Source organism: Calothrix sp. UHCC 0171, from assembly GCF_034931845.1.
Classification (GTDB): Bacteria; Cyanobacteriota; Cyanobacteriia; order Cyanobacteriales; family Nostocaceae; genus Brunnivagina.
This window is the reverse complement of the sequence record NZ_JAYGHN010000005.1, coordinates 47,922-69,616: the sequence shown is the minus strand read 5'-3', so window position 1 is coordinate 69,616 and position 21,695 is coordinate 47,922. Positions and strand designations below refer to the sequence as shown.

Below are 21,695 nucleotides of genomic sequence, written 5' to 3'. Positions count from 1 at the left end.
AAATTATACATGCACGGCAAAGATTTTTGTATAGTCAAACAGGACTGTACTACTGATTTAGGATTTTGAAATGGGAATACTAATTAGTAAATCCCAATATTCAAAATCCTAATTTTTATGAGTTACAAATCTAACCATAAATCCCATGAATCTCATGCCTCTGATAGTTCTCATAACTATTTTCCTAAAGTTACGGTAGTTATACCTATTTATAACGGGGAAGAGGATTTATACGAACTAATCCCTTGCTTATTGGCGCAAACCTACCCCAAAGAAAATGTCGAGTATTTGCTAGTAGATAATAATAGTAGCGATCGCACCCTCACATGCCTGCAAACAGCCGCCGAACATTGTCCAATTCAGATTCGTCCTTTAAGCGAAATCCAAATACAAAGCTCCTATGCAGCCCGAAATACCGGGATTCGCGCCGCTACTGGTGAGATTATCGCCTTCACCGATGCTGACTGTCGTCCGCAACCACAATGGCTAGAATTATTAGTACAAGATTTTGTGAAGCCCCATGTGGCGATGGTAGCCGGAGAAATCAAGGCACTTCCAGGCACAACATTTTTGGAAAAATTTGCCGATCGCGAAGAAACATTATCACAAAAGCATACCTTGGCGAATAAATTTTGCCCCTATGCCCAAACTGCAAATTTAGCGATTCGCCGCATCGCTTTAGAAAAAGCGGGTTTATTCCGTCCTTACCTAACAACAGGAGGTGATGCGGATATCTGCTGGCGGATTCAGCAAGAGGGAATTGGTAGTTTGGAATTTGCAGCCAATGCGATTGTGCAACATCGCCATCGTGCCACCTTGCCAGAATTCGCTAGTCAATGGCGGCGCTACGGGCGTTCCAATCGTTATTTACACGAGTTGTATGGTATTGATTTAATGCGGGCGATTACCGTCAAAGAATGTAGTTTTCGCCTAGTCAGATGGATTTTGAAAGAAGTGCCCAAATTCAGTTTTAAGGCAATATTAGGCAAAGCTAGCCTCTTAGACATATTAGCTACCCCACTTGGTTTGTTTACCGCCAGAGCGCGTTACTGTGGGCAAATGCAAGCTCAATTACCAGAGAAAGCAAAAATTATTGATTGGTTGTAGGGATTTTGGATTGGGGATGATACCATCTCCGGTTGAATATTTATTATTAAGACTGAGACGGGGACTTATACCAATTCACAATTCGCAAGTCGCAATTCGCAATTAAAAAACTTAGATGCAGCAAAGCTTTCAGGATTTACATCTGTATCAGATTTTTCGTGAAATGGTATTAGAGACGCGGGGACGCGGAGAAATCTTAATTATAAGTGATTAGCCGAATATGATATGAGTGGGGATTACTCTCCGAGAAACCGCTTGTGGGTTTATGGATTTTGGATTTTGGATTGTATATTTTGGGAGTGCAAATTGGGCAATTAATCTTTCCCCTTGAACACTTCCCCTTTCCCATGTACCGAAAGTTCGCTAAATTGGAGAAAAGTAAGGGATAAGGATAGATTTAGATGTCAGCACAATTGTTACTGGTAGATGATGAACCGGGACTGCGTGAAGCCGTGAGGGATTATTTGCAGGATAGTGGCTTCAGCGTTCAAGTTGCCAGTAACGCCCGTGAAGGGTGGGATTTGATGCAGCAAAACATACCGGATTTACTGATATCAGATATTATGATGCCTCAAGTTGATGGCTATCAATTTCTGAAACAGGTACGCGAAGATGCTCGTTTCAAAACGCTACCAGTTATATTTTTAACAGCAAAGGGAATGACAGGCGATCGCATTCAAGGATATCAGGCTGGTGTTGATGCTTATTTACCAAAACCATTCGATCCTGATGAGTTGGTGGCTATAATCGAAAATCTCCTCGCCCGACGTTCTACGAGTTTACAACTGACTACCGAAGACGGGGAAACACCCGATATCGCCGAACTTGCCAAACAAATTGCTCAAATTAAAGCTTTATTGACGCAAAAAAATGCGATCGCTCAATCTCCTGCGCCCTTTACGATTGATTTGACTCCTAGAGAACAAAGTGTTTTAAATCTGGTTGCAGAAGGGTTAATGAATAAGGAAATTGCCCGTCGTTTAGAGACAAGCGTCCGTAATGTAGAAAAATACGTTAGTCGTCTGTTTAGCAAGACAGGTACAAATAGCCGGACAGAATTAGTACGCTTTGCTCTTGAACATGGTTTAGCAAAATAATTAGTAATTAATGTCGGTCGAATTTGGAAGAAAAGGGAGAAAGGATCAAAAAACAACTTTTCACCTTTCCCCCATACTGTTTGATGATGCCAAAAACATTAGCTGATTGGCTGTCATCATTAGTTTTCATCTTTTTCCCTTTACCCTTTCTCTTAACTCGTGTCTGAAAGGAAAAAAGATTTAGTTTTAGCGATTACCCTGAAATGCAAAATAAAAATTAGTCAATCTCAACTAGCTTAAAAACAAGTAAAGATTTTTTGTTAGTAGTAGGCACCCAATATGATTCTCTGTAGTGCAATGGGTGAGGGCTACTGTAGACGCGACGACGACTTTTCCGCAAATTCCTTCAGAATGGTTTATTCGGCTTGGTTAATTAAGCGAAGCGTTTACCGTCGATAGTTTGGGAATAGCTCACTCAAACTAAAACTGAGTTTTCCTTTTTATTCGCAACGGTTGGCTAAAAATATATGCAGCCTCTTTCCAAAGGTTTGAACGGAGATAGACGTTGTGGTGTCCAATTACATCAGCCGACTCATTCTCAAATCAAGTACAGTTCAAACAGCTAATTTGTAATAATATTTACCAAATTTTCTGTTTTCTCTACTAGATAAACTCTTGCTCTACTCAAAAATTTACTGACAAGTATCAGCAGAATTGCGTAAGCGCATTAATTGGCGACGCATTTGTGGTGAAGCTTTAAACTCCGATGATTCATGAGCTTTCACTGATGCTTGTAGCATTTCCAGAAAATCATCTGAACCTTCAGCTAGTGCTTCTAATAACACTTGCAAAAGTTGATCGCGATCGCCAAATAAACTTTTCTCCTCAACGAGACGAAATTTGAGATGAATCTCGCACTCATAAACACCGACTTCGGCATTATTAACTTGGCGTGGTAAGGCTTTAGAGTTCATAATTTCTAGGATTCCTTCAGTTGGTAGTCTTCGGAGTGAGGAGCTATGTTTCAAGCCAAAATTCTTAATACTTTTTTAAATCCCTCTAGTTTGAATCAATAATCCCTTGCAGTCAAATTAAGTTATATCTCATCTTTCTCTCCTGTGTGTTTCTTCTAGTTAAACCAGATTTAGTCTGAGTTTTGACCCTATGCCCCATTTAGGTAAACCATAACTATTATTCAATTTTTAAGATTCCATACGATAAAGATTCTGTAAGAAGTTGCTAGTGCTTTTTAAAGGTTTTTACATCAACTTGATATTAACGTCAACAACAGTTTTTGTTTTTACTAAATACGCAGTATTTATACGTAAGTAATATCGCTGAAATTACTGTTAATATCCTGATGCTGGAGCCTAATGCACCGTTTTTACGTAAAAATACTAGATGTATGATTTATTCATTTCAGTGCCAAAGCGTCATAATTGGGTAAAGAAATTAGGGGATTTTTGCCGTGAAACAATTCCTATTGATGAAGATAAATTATTTCCAGCAAAATAATTGTTATTTTTTCGCGCCAAGAAAAACAGGAACGAGAAATTGGGAAAGCATGTTTTCGCTAGAACAAGCTGACTATGACACTAAATTTCTAGTTCCCCAAAAAAAGGTCAAGGAATCAAGACAATGGGTAAGGATAAATCAACACGTACTGGAAAAAATCTGCAACGGTAAACTTTGAATATATACATCTATATCTATTTATTTATCCCTATATAACTATCTCTTGCTTCTGACCCTGTGCTTCGGTGTGTAAAAATTGAGAATATTACTTTAAGCACCAGCAAATTTGATTTTTACTTAGAAAGTAAGTAATTAATTCACTTCCCCATACAATTCATTGGCGAATTGATGGCTATTGCGACTGCGGGATAAAGTCTACAATGTTGGTGAGAAACCTCTATCCTGAACATCTTCAAATTATGGACAATGCAATGCTGCTTAAGTCTACAACCCGCCACATCCGCATTTTTGCGGCGGAATTAGACAAAGATGGCGAATTAGTTCCCCATGATCGGGTTTTAACCTTGGATATTGACCCTGATAATGAGTTTATTTGGAATGAAGATGCACTGCAAAAGGTTTATCGTAAGTTTGATGACTTAGTAGAAGCTTCGAGCGGTGCTGATTTAACCGACTACAACTTGCGCCGTATCGGTTCCGACTTAGAACATTTTGTGCGATCGCTTTTGCAAAATGCTGAAATTAGCTATAATCTCAACGCTCGTGTGGCTAATTACAGTATGGGACTTCCCCGTGTTGAAGCTGAATAAGCAAGATTTTTATCATTGGTTAATTGGGTTAATGGGTTATTTAGTTAATTAGTTAATTAGTTAATGATTCATGGTTGCTGGAGATTTCATGGGTATTAAATCTGCTCGCGATCGCCAACTCTTAACTCTGTAGACTGTTAAATACTTAACCTTTAACCTGTGACTTTAAGAATTGCGAAGAATCAAAATCTACTGTTGGGAAAGTTCGGTTTTATCCTGACAGTAGCTATAAGAGGCTGGAAAGGAAAGATTAAAGATTATCCGCCAGATAAATCATGAATGAATGATCTAATTATCAAAATCTCCACCCCTACAAGATATAGGATTACTATTTAATTTTTGAAAAGACAGGTAGGGCGTGTTAGCGACAGCGTAACTCATGAAACTTGAGACCCTGGAATTAGCATCATTAATTTTTAGGTTTAAATTAAGTTTTTTATTGCCTCTACTCCGATAAACTGAAGACAGCCTTGCACAATTCCTAAAAGCATGGTGAATAACTGTTTAGAATGCAGTCAAGCACCCACTAATAATTAGAATTAGCGAGTATCGCCGGGACTGTTTATTTAACTTAATATACTTATTTTTGGACGCGAATACGTCGATTTTTAGTTAGCTGATTGTATCCACATTGCTACAATAGCGATCCAAAATAGGATATATGTAACTTAAATATATCTAAACTTAAAAAAATAGCGGTTGAGAGTGCCGCCATACCTCCTGTTAACTAAAATTGCTAAGTAAAGCTGATCGGTGCGAAAAATATGGAAAAAGACGCGGCAATGCTCAACTGTCCCAATGAAGCTTGTCAGACAGCCAATCCGCTTAATCATCATTTTTGTCAGCAGTGTCGAACGCCGTTGCCGAAACGTTATTTATGGGCAGTGGCAGAAGGAAAAAATTTAGGCGTTGCTGGGAATATTTTAGCCGATCGCTATTTAATCATTAGCCAGTCTGTCCTTTTTGATACCAGACCCGGACTTGTTCCTGTAGTGCCGGAAATGGAAAAGTTACAGAAGTTAAAATCTTATTTACGTTTATTTCCTTACCGACTCCATGTTCCTCAAGTTTATGGAGTTATCCCCGCAGGTGAGGAAAATCAACAAGAAATTTTGTTATTAGAGAAACCTCCACTACGGACTAATGTCGAATCAGTAACCGAAGTGCAACTATACAAATCGATTGACGTGGTTTGGGGTGAAGCCACATCGATGCGGCAACTCAACTGGTTATGGCAAATTGCTAATCTCTGGCAACCCTTGGCAAGTGAGGGTGTAGCATCCAGTTTGTTAGAAGCTTCATTAATTCGACCAGAAGGTTCTGTCGTTAAATTATTAGAATTACGTCATGATGGCGAGAAAAAACTGAGCTTAGCTGATTTAGGAGAATTTTGGCGCAGTCATTTACTCCAGAAAACTAAAAATGCGATCGCGGAATTTCTAGCTCAAGTTTGTGACTCGCTCATCAACGGTGAAATCCGCTCCGGCGAACAATTAGTCGCAATTTTAGACCAAGGATTAATTGAAGTTGGGCGTGCCGAAAATAGCAGTGCCGCAATTTTTAACTCATCAGTCAAAATTGTTACCAGGACTGACACAGGACCAAGCCGCCAACGCAACGAAGATGCCTGTTATCCCGTCAGTGGTAGCAAGGTTAGTAAACCTCCCCAACCGACAGCCTTGGCAATTGTTTGTGATGGGATTGGTGGACACGAGGGAGGGAATGTCGCCTCAAATATTGCGATCGAAGTGATTCAGCAACAAGTTAATTTACTTGCCAGAGAAGCACGCGATCGCATCGATCCGACAATTTTACTGGCAGACTTGGAACAAGCCGTCGCCGTCGCTAACGAAAAAATCAGCCAGCGAAACGATACAGAGGGTAGACAAGGACGACAGCGTATGGGGACAACCCTGGTGATGGCGCTACCAATTGCCCACGAAATGTATATCACCCATGTTGGTGATAGTCGCGCTTACTTGATTACCCGTCAAGGTTGCTATCAAGTTACCTTGGATGATGATGTTGCCTCACGAGAAGTTCGCTTAGGCTATGCAGTTTACCGTGATGCCATTAATCAAGGGGCGAGTGGTTCCCTAGTCCAAGCCTTGGGAATGGGTAGCAGTAACTCATTACACCCCAGCGCCCAGAGATTTGTACTTGATGAAGACTGTGTGTTTTTGTTGTGTTCAGATGGATTGAGCGATTTTGATCGTGTTGAGCAATATTGGGAGAGCGAGATTTTACCAATTCTCAACAACGATTTTACTGATGGTGTTGATATGAGCATTGTCGCAGATAGGTTAATCGATATTGCCAACACCCAAAATGGTCACGATAACGTCACTATTGCCCTGGTTCATTATCAAATCAAATATACAGAACCAGAATCAATCATGACACCCAAAATATCGGATTTATACTTGTCAAATACTAGTGATTTACCGACGAAGGAGACTCCCAGTAGCCAGTTCAACTCTTCCAGGGTCAGAACCCAAGTAATGCCCGATACAGAACCAGCCAAAAATCAGAAATTTCCCTTATATCTGATTGCAGTACCAATTTTTCTGGTCTTAGCTGGAGCTATGGGCTACATACTATCGCAGTCGCAAAATTCACTATTCAAAATTCCATTACCGACACAACCTGTTGTCACACCAACAAATTTACCGAACCCGCCAATTTTATCAAACGCTGAAAAGCAAACACAAGTAGGTTCATTAATAAGTGTCAAAGAAGCGATCGCATTTAGCCAAACACCCTCACCCTTTACCGAGAGTGGTTTAATTCCTTCAGGAACAATTCTCAAAATTCTCAATACATCCGCAGAAATTCCCGAAGACACAAACCAAAGTGACAGCCTCCAGGTATTAGTTTGTTCAGTCAATTCACAAATCCTGGGACCATCACCAGTGGAAGCAATTAAACTTCGACCAAAAGATAAAATCTGGATTCAAGCCTCGCAAATCAAAGCCAGTGGCTCCTCCGTCAGCAAACCCGCAGCTGGCGTAAATCCCTGTGGGGATGCGACTGAAGATGATTCCCCAGCAGTCGATACATCTCCACCAACTCCCTCAAATACTCTACCTCCCAGGAGAAGTTCCAATCCTCCTAGTCGAAATAATTGAACCCTTTCCAACCCTGGAAGTGTAACTACAAAAATCAAGCTGCGATCGCCGTTATACCTGCGCTATTAGCAAGACACAAAAAAGTTATGTAACGAAAAGTCAAGTTAATCAAAAACCCCGAAGTCTAAAATTGGCTGGCTCTGGATACCCTTCATTACCATATTCGGCAGCCAGGAATTCACTTTTGCAAAATCTTACTACTAGAAGTATTCTTGAGTTCTTTCGGAATCAATTAATATAAACTGGTAACAAACCTGAAATAATTCAGATATTAGCTTGGTGAATATAAATTGGTGAATATAAAAAGGAGGTAAACGCTCCAACGCCTAACCAGCAAGGAAGAAACAACAATTTTGTGTTTCTACAAACAGGTTTGCCATTTAGGTTTGCCATTTAGGTTTGCTATTTAAATATAGTTCTTTGACATAACTTGCTTTAACCTTTAAGTTTAATGAATCCATGCCATCCTTAAACCTGGCGATCGCCCGTCTTGTCCACGCTGGCACTAACAATTTCGCGATTGTGGTTGTGGAAGCTCCCTATCCCAGTGGTCGCGTTATCCATGATTGTGTCTGGACACCAGCTTTGACACAAGTTTGGCGAGAGTGGCAGCAATTGTTTGCGGGACATAGCAACCTGGATATATCTCCCCATCCTTCCGAAGAAGAGGCTTCATCCCAGCCCGTAAATGTCATGACCATTGAATTACCTGCGTCAACTTCAGGACAGCCGATTAACTACGCTAGTCGCTTAATGCAGTATTTTGGTAATAGTTTATGGCAATGGGTTTTTGATGGACCAATTCTTAATAGTTTGGAACATAATCGGGGTGCGGCGACAGCATTAGGTAAAAGTCTCCGCCTACGTTTGGAATTACGTGACCCCTATTTAGTCGCTGTCCCCTGGGAAATTATGCAGCGCCCAGGTCAACCCGTAATTTCTCTGAGTCAAAATGTAATATTTAGTCGCACTACCAGCGATGTGGAGCCTCTCCCTGATTTCCGCAAAGACCCTGGATTAAACATTTTACTGGTATTAGGTGAAGATGATAACCTGAAACTCAGGGAAGAAGCCGAAGTATTAAGAGAAACTCTAACTCAGGGAGTCGCCGTTGCTAGCAGTGCGCGTGGGTATGCTCCCTGTATGGTGACTACTCTGATTCAACCCACGCCAGAAGAATTGATTGCTGCCTTAGAAACCCAATCCTACAATGTATTTTTCTACGCTGGACATGGGTTGCGACACCCCGATGGTGGTATTTTAAATTTACACCCCGAAGCTAGGCTGAATGGGATTGAACTTGCCCAAGTATTAACTCGAACTGGAGTGAAACTAGCCCTATTTAATTCCTGTTGGGGGGCGCAACCAGCATCAGTAAATCATCAATCAATACCCTATAGCAGTTTAGCTGAGGTTTTGATTCGACATGGGGTTCCGGCTGTATTAGGAATGCGTGACGAAATTGCCGATCGCGAAAGCCTAAGTTTTATTCAAGCATTTTCTGAAGCCTTGCGATCGCGTAAAACGATTGATGAAGCTGTCGCCGAAGCAAGACAAAAATTACTAACTAGGTTCGGATTTAATTATCCATCCTGGACTTTGCCTGTGCTGTATATGCATCCACAATTTGATGGGCAAATTCTTCGTAGTTTGGATGAAAGCATCACCGAACTACCCACGTCGCTACCGGAATATACCAAAATTCCCAGTGCTTGCCTGCGATTACTTAACGGTGAAGATAAAATTTCTTTATTACAAAATCCAATTACTCGTATTGGTCGGACTACAGATAATCATATTGTAATTCCTGATTTATCAGTGTCGAGACAACATGCTCAAATTATCTGTCGTGATAACTTCAGCGCCTCAACGCCAGTCCTAAATTATTTTCTACGTGATGACTCAACGGGTGGAACTTTAATTTTGAAGGCGGGGAATTGGCAGCGAATCCATCATCAGGAAATACCCCTCGAATCTGGAATGCAGCTAAAGTTCGGTAGTAGCCGCAATGAAATCTGGGAATTTATCATCGATGAGCGATAAAAATCAGTGGCACAAACCGTAGATATACCGTTGACTTAACTGGATTTTTAAATGTAACGACTAACTCCAAAAAAATATGCCAAACTAAGCAAAATCATATTCTTTTTGCGGAAACTCAAAACTTGATGCTGTAGCTGTCAATACTACTAAATGAATCACCTGGAGGCAACAATGACCTATTTTAATAACCAAGAAAATATCCAAACTTCACCTATTCAATTAGAACTCCTCGAAGCACTACTAGATTCCGAAGACATCAATTATCCTTGGAATCCCGCAGAGGGCGAAACAGAAGATTTTTTTCATCACGTCGAATCGCAGTTTGCTATGCGTGAATTACTCGACGCAGAACTACCTACGCGATCGCAAGCTTTTTATGAAACACTTGATCATCTATGGTCAAGTGCCACAAACACTCAACACTACAAATGTAATACAAGTATCAACATAATTGCTAGTCTTAAAGAAAGTTTACAAGCAGCAATGACATCTCGTGTCCCTCAAAATTGGATTGAGAAGATAGCTGAAAAAGCTGCGGAAATATTTAACCCAACACAATCAATGGGAGAGCAACTGGTGTTGTGTGCAAAGGCAGTATTGCCAAACTTGGGGGCTGATGACTTATTAGTTTTAGCGCGTCCGTATTCTTATGCAATGCGGAATGGCGAAACACAAAGCCTTGAGTCTGCGCTGAATAAAGTTGGCGAACACGAATGGAACAATTTATCGGAAATCGAGCAAGCAAGAGTTAGTTTGGCAGTTGCATATTACGCTCTACGTCAGTTGAACAAGTTTCAAGCTGAAGCAACAGAAGATTAGAGTTAATTCTAGACTTAAATAATAGTTTATTTGTGCTGTTTGATAGGGGATAGTGCTGATGTGGCAATTCGTCTATGTTTAGTCTTGGTGCTGTTTAACTGAAGAAAATAATTTTCAGAGAAAGTATTATGAGAATTATGAGAAGGTAATAGTGTGCCAGTCTAAATCTAACTATAGGTTCTTACCAATTAAGCGCCATCTATCAAAAGGTAGAACAGCAGGATAAAGTTTCCAGAGAAGAATTTGTGAAATACATACATTTTGTATTCAACATATGTACTTATGCAAAGTATCGATTGAAAACCTACTCAAAAATCGCGAGTTTTGCTCGCGATTTTTATTTATTCAAACTTGATTTAGATTTATATGTATTCCAATTAGTACACAACGGCAACAATAAAGCTACCATCTAAAATGGTTGAAAAGCTTATGAAACACTCTTTATTTTTTTGCCTTCACATATATAGTTATTTGCTAGGTGAACTTAACCGCTTGATCGAAAGAACTTGATATCCATCTCCTTGTGGTAGACATTCACCATTAGCATTGATAGGGCAAGGTGTTTTAGCAGATGAAGGACGAGTTCCTTCCGCATAAATTGCGGTGATTTCGACTGATTGATTATGCCAAGATTTTAAGCGATCACGGTTAATTTTTTCTGAAGGGCGTAGTAATAATCGATTTACATTTGGAGAATTAGTAATCAGAAAAAACTCTTCACCTCGATAGGCTCTAACAGACCTTGTAGAAGGTAGTTCTTCATAAATTAATTTACCTTGTAAAGTTTTGATATAGGAATTATGTAGATTGGAGTTAGAATTATTTTTTGATTGCTGCCAAAGTCCCAGTCGCTTATTCTTGGCATTTGCTTCTGCTATTAAAAATTGGCTTTTATTCTCCAGACAATGATGCAAAGAATTTGTTTCAACGATTGCATGACCATTTGCCACCATTTGCAGATTGACAGAACGATTATCTAGAAACACTTCACCCAACTTGTTGCCATTTTCATCTGTTTCAATATTCCTAATCACAATAGGAGTCGCGTCTGGTAGTAGCTGTTTTAGCTTTTGTGTCGCAATTGAATTATACCAACTCTGGGTCTGAATACAAACCAGATTTACTGTAGTTTTTTTCCCCCCATTCTCTTTAACAATAATTTGATTTCCACCCGTAACACCCACTACTGTAGCTAGAACTAAAATGAGTTCAATTAAATCTATATTCATCTAAGTTTTACCGAGATATTTAATCTTTTGTGTGTCTTGAGTGTGTAGGTGTAACTTCTATTTCCTTTCCAAAAAACGAGTCGCAAAATTTTGTGCCCGATTGGGTGAAAGTGCCCTTGCTTTGAGGATTGCAGCCATCAAAAAAGCGTAAGAAATAACCCCAACAGCAACTAATAATAAAGCACTAATTGCACCAGTCGCATTCCACAGGGCATGAAGCCCAGACGCAGTTAAATAACCTACTAAGAGAATTTGCCAGCCTTTACTGGGTTTGAGTACAGCTAAACCGATGAAATAGCCCAAATAACCGCTATAAGCCATATGCCCGGCAACTATACCTAAAATTCGGGGAATTAGCAGTTGTAATCCCACCAACTGTCCTGCATCTGCACCTGATTGTTGAGCAACATTGAAAGCAATCTGGGGTACATATTGTCCTAGAGTTTCTGATAAGGTGAAACCAACAGCTGAAGCTGTTCCCAGCAAAATACCATCCAGTGGTTCCCAAACACCCACGCGATCGCGCCAAGGATGGGGTAAAAATCGACCAATCCCATAGGCAGCGAGTACAGGTAAAGCTTTGAGCAATTCCTCCATTAATCCTGCACCTACAAACATTCGCCATAACAAATCGGTGAGGGTAATTGGCTGGTTATCTCTGGGTAAACGACCTCCCAATGTGTCGCGAAAAACATAAATAAATAAATCCAGAATTGGACTTTTTAAAATGATTGCTGTCGATAAGGCAACGGTAACAAGCACCCACCAAGGTTTGTGTCTACCACATAATCGATAAATAAAGTAATATGCAGCCGAAGCAATATAAGTACCGACAATATTGTTGGTATTAAAAATTGGATGTGGTCGTGCTTGACCAACTGTCGCAAACATTAATACGACAAATATTACAGTGAGTATTCCCGGAACTAAATAAGCTTTACTGGTTAAATCTTTACCTGTGGAAATAATGGGAAACAATTGTGTAAAACTGACCGAATCAATTTGTGTATCGGCTTCATATCTACTGGCGGGTGTGAGAGACACAGCAGCAGGAGAACCGACAACTGTTGCTTCGTAGTTAACTTCATACTCAAACAAGAATTGTGGACCATCTTGTGCCAGAGAAATGCGATCGCCATTTTGTAATTCCTGACAACCTTCAATTCGGTGATCGTTTAAGTAAGTACCGTTAGCACTACTCAAATCACAAATGACCCAGGTATTCCCGCCATCGGGGGATGGAGATAATGGGCGAACTACTGCATGGCGACGCGACACCATTCGATATTTGGTCGCATCCAAAACAATTTGACAACCAGGATCACGTCCAATTACTACCTCCCTATGAGCGAGCAGCGAGTAGCCAGACTCCGACTCCAAAGCTGTCCCATTAGCAGACACTAGCCGGAGAAATGCATTCTGTCTTGCGTTTTTGGCTGTCATCGAGTTACGGGATAAATCTAAACATTTTTTGAAACGAATTTGGCAGTAGGACTAACCCCAACCGCATCAGCAGGATTGCTAAATACACTATAGCTTTACTCTCTATTAGAGAATTAGAAATTAAAAATTAAAAATAGAAACACCACTAGCAAATGCTGCTAATGGCTATTGCTATCTTTATCACAAATTCATGTTAGTGATGATTTTGGTATCACACTTATCATTAATTAATTTCCGCCATTTCCAAATGCTCAATTTTAGTCCCAAGCAATTTGAGAAATTCTGCTAACCACAGTGGATGGGCAGTCCAAGCAGGTGCAGTAACTAAATTACCATCAACAATTGTCCCATCGAATGAAGTTTCTATATAGTTTCCACCTGCGTTACTTACATCAGGACTGCAAGCAGGATAAGCAGTACAATTTTTATTTTTTAATACATTAGCTGCGGCAAGTAATTGTAGTCAGTGGCAAATAGCTGCGATCGGCTTTTTTGTTTCCGCAAAATGACGTGTAATTTCAATAACTTTATTATTTAAGCGAATATACTCAGGCGCTCTTCCTCCTGGAATTACCAAGCCGTCATAATTTTCTGCTTGAATTTCATCGAAAGTAGCGTTAAGGGTAAAATTATGACCAGGTTTTTCGCTGTAAGTTTGATCTCCTTCAAAATCATGAATTGCTGTACGGATTTTGTCTCCAGCTTTCTTGTGAGGACAAATGGCATGGACAGTGTAACCAACCATTTGTAAAGCTTGGAAAGGAACCATGACTTCGTAATCTTCAACGTAGTCACCAACGAGCATTAATATTTTTTTGTAGACATCTCATTACTCTCTTTGGTTTTTTTATGTTCTTTACATTTATTGAATCTATATTTTATTTCAGGAATTAAATAGTTTTTTTGTAGTTTAACAAATGATACATAACTATTTATCCAAATTTATTTATTCGTAATTTTACTCAAATATTTATAATCTTAAGCTGAAGAAGAAATTAAATTAAATTCTTTTAATGCTTGTGGAAAATTTTTATTTTCATGTCCTGAACGACTAAGCTTGATTAACGCAAATCTTTGCAATGGAGATAAATCTCTCCACTGTTGTTGTGTAATTCTGACACTAAATTCAGATGCCTTTTTTTGAATTTCTTCCGGAATTTTATCTGTATTTAGCCAATCTGGATATTGCTCAATTGGTAATTCTGAAGGTGCTTTTCCAGTACGCTGAAGGATAAGATTTTGCAAATATTCACGAAATGCTTGTACCTCCTTTTCATTTGTACATGCCATATCAACTAACGTTTGACGTTCATCTGAATTAATCTGATTCCAGTCAGCTAATTTTAACTTAATACCGCAGGTGTCAAGGTTATATCTTACTTGCATAGGTATACAACGCAGGGAATCAACAAAATCAGCTTCAAATATAAAGAAAGTTGCCATTTTGGTTGAAAAATAATTATATATCTATAATCTTGTTGGAAAATTTAATTATTCTGAATTCAGAATTAGAAATTAGGAATTTATTGGGAATTTATTTTTATTATTTGGTTTTGGAATTACTACTACGAATAATTAAATAACTGACGGATAAAGATAAAACAGCAATCCCAAGACCGATAATATCTATCCCTGAGACTTTATCAAGGTCTAAAATAATAATTTTCCGAGCAACTGCGATTAAGGAAGTAACAATAACTAATTCAACTTGTAACACATGCTTTTTGAGATAGCCGGTGATATTTTCTAAAATCTCTAAGGCAATTAACACATTTAAAAATAATCCAAATACTTTAAATAATGTTTTATAAAAATTTCCATAGTTGCCGAATGAGAGCAATTCTCTAAACATGAAAATAATTAAATCACCGATAGCTGCTAAAATCACAAATAACATGCAAAATGAAAGAATTTTTGCAACTACCACCTCAATATTTTCGATGATGTGGATAAAATTTTCGTCTGTAGTTAACTCTCGAAAAGTTTTGAATAATCTCCGCATTTGCTTTGCCCCTCTCTGAAGTAACAAATCAAAAGTCAAAAAATAAAAGAAAATATTTGTTGAGAAATCAAATTTATTTTTCTTTTGGGTTACTAATGATTCCTTGTGCTTCCGTTGCATTGCTGAATTTAAGTAAATGTAAATTCAACCGGAAAAGTTATATTTTATGCATTGATTATATAAAGCAATTTTATAGAATCAGCAGTAAAATACAAAAAATCTGTTTAGATGCATCGACAGAAGTTAATGCATATCATGTGATTTATAAATAATCACAAACTGGTAATTAGAGCGCAATTGATAAAGGCGATCGCACTCCTAATCGTAATTATTATTTTCAGATTGAATATATTAGCAGCTTAACATTCAGAGGGTTGCAATTGATAGCTGTTAACTGTTTTAACTGTTAACTCGATCGCAATGGGGATAAGTTGGACAGCACAGGCTTTTAATTCTGGTTGCAGCGAGTCGGGACAAGATTGGGGATGGGTAAGTGCATTAGCTTCGGCATTTTCTGCCCAAATCGCACCCCAGTGGATGGGGACAAACACCGTGCCGGGAGCTATGGAACGAGTGACTTTGGCGCAAAATTTGGCATTGCCACGGCGCGATCGCACTTCTACCCAGTTACCATGAATAATACCCAAATCATTGGCATCAAGAGGATGAATCTCGATAAAGGGTTCGGGATACATTTGGCGAATTTTCTCGATTCTTCCTGTGCGGGTTTGGGTGTGCCAATGTCCATAAACTCGACCTGTTGTCAATATAAAGGGGAAATTGGGGTCGGGTGGTTCTGCTAATCCCAGGGCATGACGAGGAACAAAATTTGCCCGTTGGTTGGGTGTGGGAAAAATGTGGTTGGTGTAGAGACGTTTTGAGGTGCCCCATTGAATTGCACCTTCTTGCTTGAGTCTGTCATGATTAATATCGCTCATGTCACAGACACTATTTTTAGTGAGTTGGACAAATTCGCGATGAACTGCGGCAGCATGAGGAAATGCGAATTTATCGGCAAAACCTAAACGACGGGCAACTTCGGCGAATATTTCCCAGTCGGGTTTCGCTTCTCCAGGTGGTTGGCGAAATGCTTGACATAAGGTGACAACTCTCTCGGAATTGGTCATTGTCCCGGTTTTCTCACCCCATTGGGCAGCAGGTAATAAAACATGGGCAAATGCTGCGGTTTCTGTCGGGTAATAAGCGTCTTGGCAAATGGTAAAAGGTGATTTTCTCAATGCTGCTTTGGTACGTTCCAAGTCAGGTAAACTGACTGCTGGGTTCGTTGCCACCACCCAAAGCATTTGCACATCCCCAATTTCCAATCCAGTAATCATATCCCAAGCTGTGCGACCATTGTGAGGTGATATGCTGCCAGAGCTTACTCCCCAGAATTGTTCGACTTCAGTCCGGTGTTGAGGATTGGTAATTAATCGATAACCTGGTAATAGATTTGCTAATCCCCCCGTTTCCCTGCCACCCATTGCATTTGGTTGTCCGGTGAGGGAAAAAGGACCAGCACCAGGTTTGCCAATTTGTCCGGTCAATAAGTGTAAATTAATAATGCTGTTGACTTTAGCTGTACCTTCCCGCGATTGATTAACACCCATCGACCACAGGGATAGGATATTTTTTGATTCTGCCCAGTAACGTGCTGCGGTTTCTAATTCTGGAAGGGAAATACCGCAGGTTTCGGCAACTGCTTCAGGCGGATAATATTGGAGGAGTTGGGCAAATTCGTGAAAGTCGTTGGTGCAATCTTCAATAAATGCAGCGTCGATTTTACCCCAACGCAATAATAAATGGGCAATGCCATTGAGTAAATTGATGTCTGTTCCCGGACGAATAGCTAAATGTAAATCTGCTATTTCCGCAGTTGGAGTCCGACGAGGATCAACAACAATTAATTTTACTTGGGGATTTTTCTTATGGTATTTAGCAAACCGATTAAAGACAATCGGATGACATTCGGCAGTATTGGAGCCAATAATAAAGGCACAATCAGTCAATTCTAAATCTTCGTAACAGCAAGGTGGTCCATCAGAACCAAGGCTTTGGCTGTAACCTTTGACTGCACTCGACATGCACAAACGCGAATTCGAGTCAAAATTATTTGTTCCCAAACAGCCTTTGAGTAACTTTTGAGCAACGTAATAGTCCTCAGTCTGCATTTGCCCAGAACCATACATACACAAACCATCAGCACCAAAGGTTGTGCGAATCATGTGAATGCGATCGCAAATCAAATTCAATACTTCATCCCAACTCACCCGTCGAAATTCTTCATCGAGGGAATCCCGCACCATTGGGTACAATAATCTATCTTGATCAAGGGATTCAGCCACAGTTGCTCCCTTAACACAAACCATACCTTGACTCGATGGATGGGTGCGATCGCCTCTGACTTTTGGTTTAGATTGGGGATTATCTGTCGAACTAGAAGCAACCTCTAAACCACATCCAACACCACAATATGGGCAAAGAGTTTTAACAGTGTTAATAATCTCAGTCACAGTCTAGAAACCCTGGTAATTTTAAAGTGGAAGGGGAAGAGGGGAAGACACGGAGAAGAGGAGACGCGGGGACGCGGGGATATGAAGAAATAAAACCCTGTTGCTATATATCCCCTTTGATATCTTTCCTGATTTTTGCTAATTATTCTGCGGCATCGTCGTGGGCGAACTTATTGTATAAAAAGTCTAGTGTATAGTTGCGTAACTCGTAATATTTGGGGTCTTCCATAATCCGGGAACGGTTGCGAGGACGGGAGAAAGGTATGTCTAATATCTCGCCAATCTTTGCTGCCGGACCATTTGTCATCATTACGAGACGGTCTGCCATAAATAAGGCTTCGTCAATATCGTGAGTAATCATTAATACTGTGACTCGATGCTCACGCCAAATTTTTAAGAGTTCTTCCTGGAGTTCTTCCTTAGTAATGGCATCCAACGCCCCAAAAGGCTCATCAAGAATCAAAACTTGGGGACGGATAGACAAAGCACGAGCGATCGCCACTCGTTGTTTCATCCCTCCAGAAATTTGACCGGGCTTTTTATCCATAGCTTCAGTCAATCCCACCATCGCTAAATGTTCCTTGACAATGGCACGTTTTTCGGCTTGGGGTTTATGGGGAAATACGGCATCAACCGCAGTATAAACATTGTCAAATACCGACATCCAAGGTAGCAGGCAATAATTTTGGAACACCATCATGCGATCGGGTCCCGGTTCGGTAATTGGTTGATCTTGTAGTAACACTACCCCGTCACTGGGAGTATTAAACCCAGAAACCATATTCAACAAAGTCGATTTGCCGCAGCCAGAATGCCCAATTATGCAAATAAATTCACCTTCCTGCACATTTAAATCAATTCCATCTAAAACGGTGTAGGGTCCATTCGCAGTTGGGTAGATTTTGCTCACACCTTTGATGGTGAGGAAATTTTGATTGTGATTGAGTGGTGACTGAAGTGGCATTCTCTTGGGGACGCGCTGTGGTGCTTGCATAATCATAACTTTTGGTAATGGGTAGTTTTTATAAGTGAGGAAACTGGAAGTTACTAATTCGGGAGCATCCCAATTTTGCAAAAATACAATTTGTAGTGGGAGCCGGAAAGCTCCCTAATTTCTAGGAAGCGGGCTAGAAGCCCGCACTACAAAAAAACAATTTACACATTTAGGATGCTCCCACTAATTCCTTTTTCCTGGATTAAATAAACATTTCTTCAACACTCAGTGGATGCTTGATTTCAAAACTGCGGATATATTCAATCGGTTCGGAAGGGTTAAAGACTTTACCATCGAATAAACTAATCGGAGCATCACGTCCAATATCAATAATTTCTAATTCACGGGCAGCTTCACCAAATATATCGGTGCGGCAGACTCGTTCGATAATATCTACCCAGTTTTTCGGGAAGGAAACCATCCCCCACCGCGCTAACTGCGTCAAAATCCATAACATTTCTGTGCGATCGGGATAATTCGCTTTATTGACAAAAAACTGATTATATGCAGGTAAAAATTGTGCTGCTTGCCCGTCACCTTTGTCATAGGCATCGATAAAGCCAGGACGAATTGATTCAGGATTTGTACCGAGATATTCGGGGCGGGAGAGAATTTCGACAATTTCGTCACGATTACGTAAGTCGTCGCAATATTCGCAGGCAGATAATAAGGCTTTGACTAAAGCTATGTGGGTTTGCGGATATTGTTCAGCCCAATCTTCCCGCACCCCTAAAACTTTTTCGGGATGTCCCGACCAAATTTCTAAGGCAGTAGCAGCAACAAAACCAATTTCGTCATTGACAGCACGGGTATTCCAGGGACCACCGACACAATAACCATCGATCGCACCCGATTTGAGGGCTGCTACCATTTGTGGTGGCGGAACAACGGTTAAATTCACATCTTCGTCGGGATTGATACCACCAGCAGCTAACCAATAGCGCATGAGCAGGTTTTGCATTGAGGCGGGATGCACTACTCCCAAAACGTGGTTGTGATTTTCATCTGCTTGTAATGCGGCTTTTAAATCTGCGAGGGAGTGAACTCCTTGCTGTTGGAGTTTCTTGCTCAAAGTAATCGCATTCCCATTCCGGGAGAGAATCATTGCACAAACTACAGGCACAGGTGTTTTCTCCCCAGCCCCTAAAGTCAGAGCTAGTGGCATCCCTGCCACCATTTGTGCGGCATCGAGTCTACCAGTACCCACACCTTTGGCTATTTCCTTCCAAGAAACTTCCCGACTCAGGGTGACTTCTTCTAATCCAAACTCTGCAAAAAAGCCTTTTTCTTTCGCCACAATTAGGGGTGCAGCATCGGTGAGGGGAATAAAACCAAGGTCGAGATTGACTTTTTCTAAGCCATTGCGGGAAATCACTACAGGGGGAGATTGTTTTGCCGTAGCGCGTTTCTTGGCAAGTTTCTGTTGGTTAAGGAAATAAATTATTTCATTCCGCAAACCGTAGTAATTGGGATGATTCACCACCTCTAAGCGTTGACGCGGACGGGGGATGGGAACTTCCAGAATTTGCCCGATATGTGCTTCCGGTCCATTGGTAAGCATAACAATGCGATCGCTTAATAATAATGCTTCGTCAACGTCGTGTGTCACCATGACGCAGGTAAGGTTGTTGTCATTGCAGATTTTCATTAACTGTTCCTGCAAACTACCGCGCGTTAAAGCATCCAGTGCCCCAAAAGGTTCGTCGAGTAGGAGTAATTTGGGACGAATTGCCAATGCCCTGGCAATGGATACACGCTGTTTCATCCCTCCTGATAATTCATGGGGGAGTTTATTGGCAGCATTGCGAAGTCCGACTAAATCAATGTGGTGTTCGACAATTCCTCGACGTTCTCCTTTGGGTTTGTTTTTATATACTTCATCGACTGCCAAGCCAATATTTTCGCGGACATTCAGCCAGGGTAGTAATGAGTAATTTTGAAACACCACCATGCGATCGGGTCCTGGTTCGCGTACCTCCCGTCCTTCCAGGGTGACACCACCAACACTAGCTCGGTCTAATCCCGCAATAATATTAAGTAAAGTTGATTTACCGCAACCAGAATGACCAATCAATGAGATGAATTCGCCTTGTTGAATTTTTAATTCAATATTTTTCAGGGCGATGTATTGATTGCCATTAGGCAAATTAAACACACGGTCAATATGGTCTACTTCAACAAAAGTTGTCGTCATTGATTAGTCCTACTTGATTATTATCAACAGTTAAATTAGTTTCAATAATCCTATTTTTCCCCTTCAGGGACGACTTTACTAGCCACAAATGCCACCAGGCGATCGAGTAATAAACCAACTAAACCAACATAAACTAAGGCTAAGATAATTTCACTCAAGTTTGTTTCAGTGTTTGTATTATAAGCGTTCCAAATAAATGAACCAATTCCTACACCACCAGTCAACATTTCTGCCGCCACAATTGCTAACCAAGATAAGCCAATTCCAATTCTTAAACCAGTGAAAATATAAGGAACTGTCGCCGGGAAAAGAATTTTTAAGAAATACTTCATCCCACTGAGTTTTAAGACTCTGGCAACATTACGATAATCTTGTGGTAATTGTTGCACACCCACCGTCGTGTTAATGAGAATTGGCCAAATTGAAGTGATAAAAATTACGAAAATAGCGCTAGGATTTGCTTGTTGAAATCCAGCTAAGGAAATTGGCAACCATGCTAGTGGTGGAACCGTTCGCAACACTTGAAATATCGGGTCTACAGCATTATAAACTAATACATTTGAGCCAATTAAAATCCCTAAGATGACACCAATTGTTCCGGCTAAAGTAAACCCAATACTCACCCTTCCTAAACTACTCAGTATTTGCCATCCCAATCCTTTATCGTTTTCACCATTATCAAAAAATGGCTGAATGATAAATGGATCCCAAGTTTCCGCGATAGTTTCAATGGGTCCAGGTAACTTTGAACCGGGAAAAGAACAAGCTATTTGCCAAATTGCTAAAAAGACAGCCAGCGCAATTAATGGTGGTAATACTTTTTTTGATATTACTTTGATGACATCGTTCTGGATACTTTTTTTTCGAGTACGTCTGCCAAGTGTTGCTGTCATTTTTTGAA

At 40.3% G+C, this 21,695-nt stretch carries 15 protein-coding genes and 1 pseudogene; 6 read left to right on the top strand and 10 right to left on the bottom strand.

Translation table 11 applies throughout. From position 1 onward, the window contains the following. Positions 1 to 117 precede the first annotated feature (117 nt). Together VB733_RS05875 and VB733_RS05870 are read left to right on the top strand one after the other, a co-directional pair. Positions 118 to 1,107, top strand: a complete 990-nt coding sequence (locus VB733_RS05875; protein ID WP_323339163.1) for a glycosyltransferase — start codon at positions 118 to 120, stop codon at positions 1,105 to 1,107. Positions 1,108 to 1,508: 401 nt separating this feature from the next. Further along, positions 1,509 to 2,204: a response regulator transcription factor gene (locus VB733_RS05870; RefSeq protein WP_323339162.1), complete on the top strand. Its 696-nt coding sequence runs from the start codon at positions 1,509 to 1,511 to the stop codon at positions 2,202 to 2,204. A 632-nt stretch (positions 2,205 to 2,836) separates the two neighbouring features. Here VB733_RS05870 and VB733_RS05865 read toward each other — a convergent pair. Continuing rightward, complete coding sequence (locus VB733_RS05865; protein ID WP_096615982.1) at positions 2,837 to 3,118, bottom strand: Npun_R1517 family heterocyst differentiation transcriptional regulator; 282 nt, start codon at positions 3,116 to 3,118, stop codon at positions 2,837 to 2,839. 960 nt (positions 3,119 to 4,078) lie between these two features. Between VB733_RS05865 and VB733_RS05860 the strand changes: the two genes are divergently transcribed. From VB733_RS05860 to VB733_RS05845, 4 genes are all read left to right on the top strand, one after another. Further along, positions 4,079 to 4,429, top strand: a complete 351-nt coding sequence (locus VB733_RS05860; RefSeq protein ID WP_096615981.1) for an NAD(P)H-quinone oxidoreductase subunit M — start codon at positions 4,079 to 4,081, stop codon at positions 4,427 to 4,429. Between the two features lie 764 nt (positions 4,430 to 5,193). Beyond that, positions 5,194 to 7,557 (top strand): protein phosphatase 2C domain-containing protein, encoded by a 2,364-nt coding sequence (locus VB733_RS05855; RefSeq protein ID WP_323339161.1) that lies wholly within the window; start codon positions 5,194 to 5,196, stop codon positions 7,555 to 7,557. 459 nt (positions 7,558 to 8,016) lie between these two features. Then, positions 8,017 to 9,600: a CHAT domain-containing protein gene (locus VB733_RS05850; RefSeq protein WP_323339160.1), complete on the top strand. Its 1,584-nt coding sequence runs from the start codon at positions 8,017 to 8,019 to the stop codon at positions 9,598 to 9,600. 171 nt (positions 9,601 to 9,771) lie between these two features. After that, on the top strand, positions 9,772 to 10,419 hold the full coding sequence (locus tag VB733_RS05845) for a hypothetical protein (protein WP_323339159.1): 648 nt from the start codon (positions 9,772 to 9,774) through the stop codon (positions 10,417 to 10,419). Positions 10,420 to 10,886: 467 nt separating this feature from the next. Here VB733_RS05845 and VB733_RS05840 read toward each other — a convergent pair whose 3' ends face one another. The 9 genes and pseudogenes from VB733_RS05840 to ntrB form a co-directional block, all read right to left on the bottom strand. Continuing rightward, positions 10,887 to 11,648, bottom strand: a complete 762-nt coding sequence (locus VB733_RS05840; RefSeq protein ID WP_323339158.1) for a thermonuclease family protein — start codon at positions 11,646 to 11,648, stop codon at positions 10,887 to 10,889. 57 nt (positions 11,649 to 11,705) lie between these two features. After that, positions 11,706 to 13,091, bottom strand: coding sequence for a PrsW family glutamic-type intramembrane protease (locus tag VB733_RS05835; RefSeq protein ID WP_323339157.1), 1,386 nt, complete (start codon positions 13,089 to 13,091; stop codon positions 11,706 to 11,708). A 223-nt stretch (positions 13,092 to 13,314) separates the two neighbouring features. Next, positions 13,315 to 13,896 (bottom strand): annotated as a pseudogene (locus VB733_RS05830) (DJ-1/PfpI family protein). A 173-nt stretch (positions 13,897 to 14,069) separates the two neighbouring features. Then, positions 14,070 to 14,534 carry a nitrate reductase associated protein gene (locus VB733_RS05825; RefSeq protein WP_323339156.1) on the bottom strand — a complete coding sequence of 155 codons (465 nt, stop codon included), beginning with the start codon at positions 14,532 to 14,534 and terminating at the stop codon, positions 14,070 to 14,072. A gap of 100 nt (positions 14,535 to 14,634) precedes the next feature. Continuing rightward, the gene (locus tag VB733_RS05820; protein ID WP_323339155.1) at positions 14,635 to 15,093 is read right to left on the bottom strand and encodes a phosphate-starvation-inducible PsiE family protein; all 459 of its coding nucleotides are present in this window, start codon (positions 15,091 to 15,093) and stop codon (positions 14,635 to 14,637) included. 359 nt (positions 15,094 to 15,452) lie between these two features. Further along, the gene (locus VB733_RS05815; RefSeq protein ID WP_416336296.1) at positions 15,453 to 17,597 is read right to left on the bottom strand and encodes a molybdopterin oxidoreductase family protein; all 2,145 of its coding nucleotides are present in this window, start codon (positions 17,595 to 17,597) and stop codon (positions 15,453 to 15,455) included. A 151-nt stretch (positions 17,598 to 17,748) separates the two neighbouring features. Next, positions 17,749 to 18,570 carry a nitrate ABC transporter ATP-binding protein gene (locus VB733_RS05810; protein ID WP_323339285.1) on the bottom strand — a complete coding sequence of 274 codons (822 nt, stop codon included), beginning with the start codon at positions 18,568 to 18,570 and terminating at the stop codon, positions 17,749 to 17,751. A gap of 232 nt (positions 18,571 to 18,802) precedes the next feature. Continuing rightward, positions 18,803 to 20,794: a nitrate ABC transporter ATP-binding protein gene (locus VB733_RS05805; protein WP_323339153.1), complete on the bottom strand. Its 1,992-nt coding sequence runs from the start codon at positions 20,792 to 20,794 to the stop codon at positions 18,803 to 18,805. 50 nt (positions 20,795 to 20,844) lie between these two features. Then, on the bottom strand, positions 20,845 to 21,687 hold the full coding sequence (gene ntrB, locus VB733_RS05800) for a nitrate ABC transporter permease (protein ID WP_323339152.1): 843 nt from the start codon (positions 21,685 to 21,687) through the stop codon (positions 20,845 to 20,847). Positions 21,688 to 21,695: the final 8 nt, after the last annotated feature.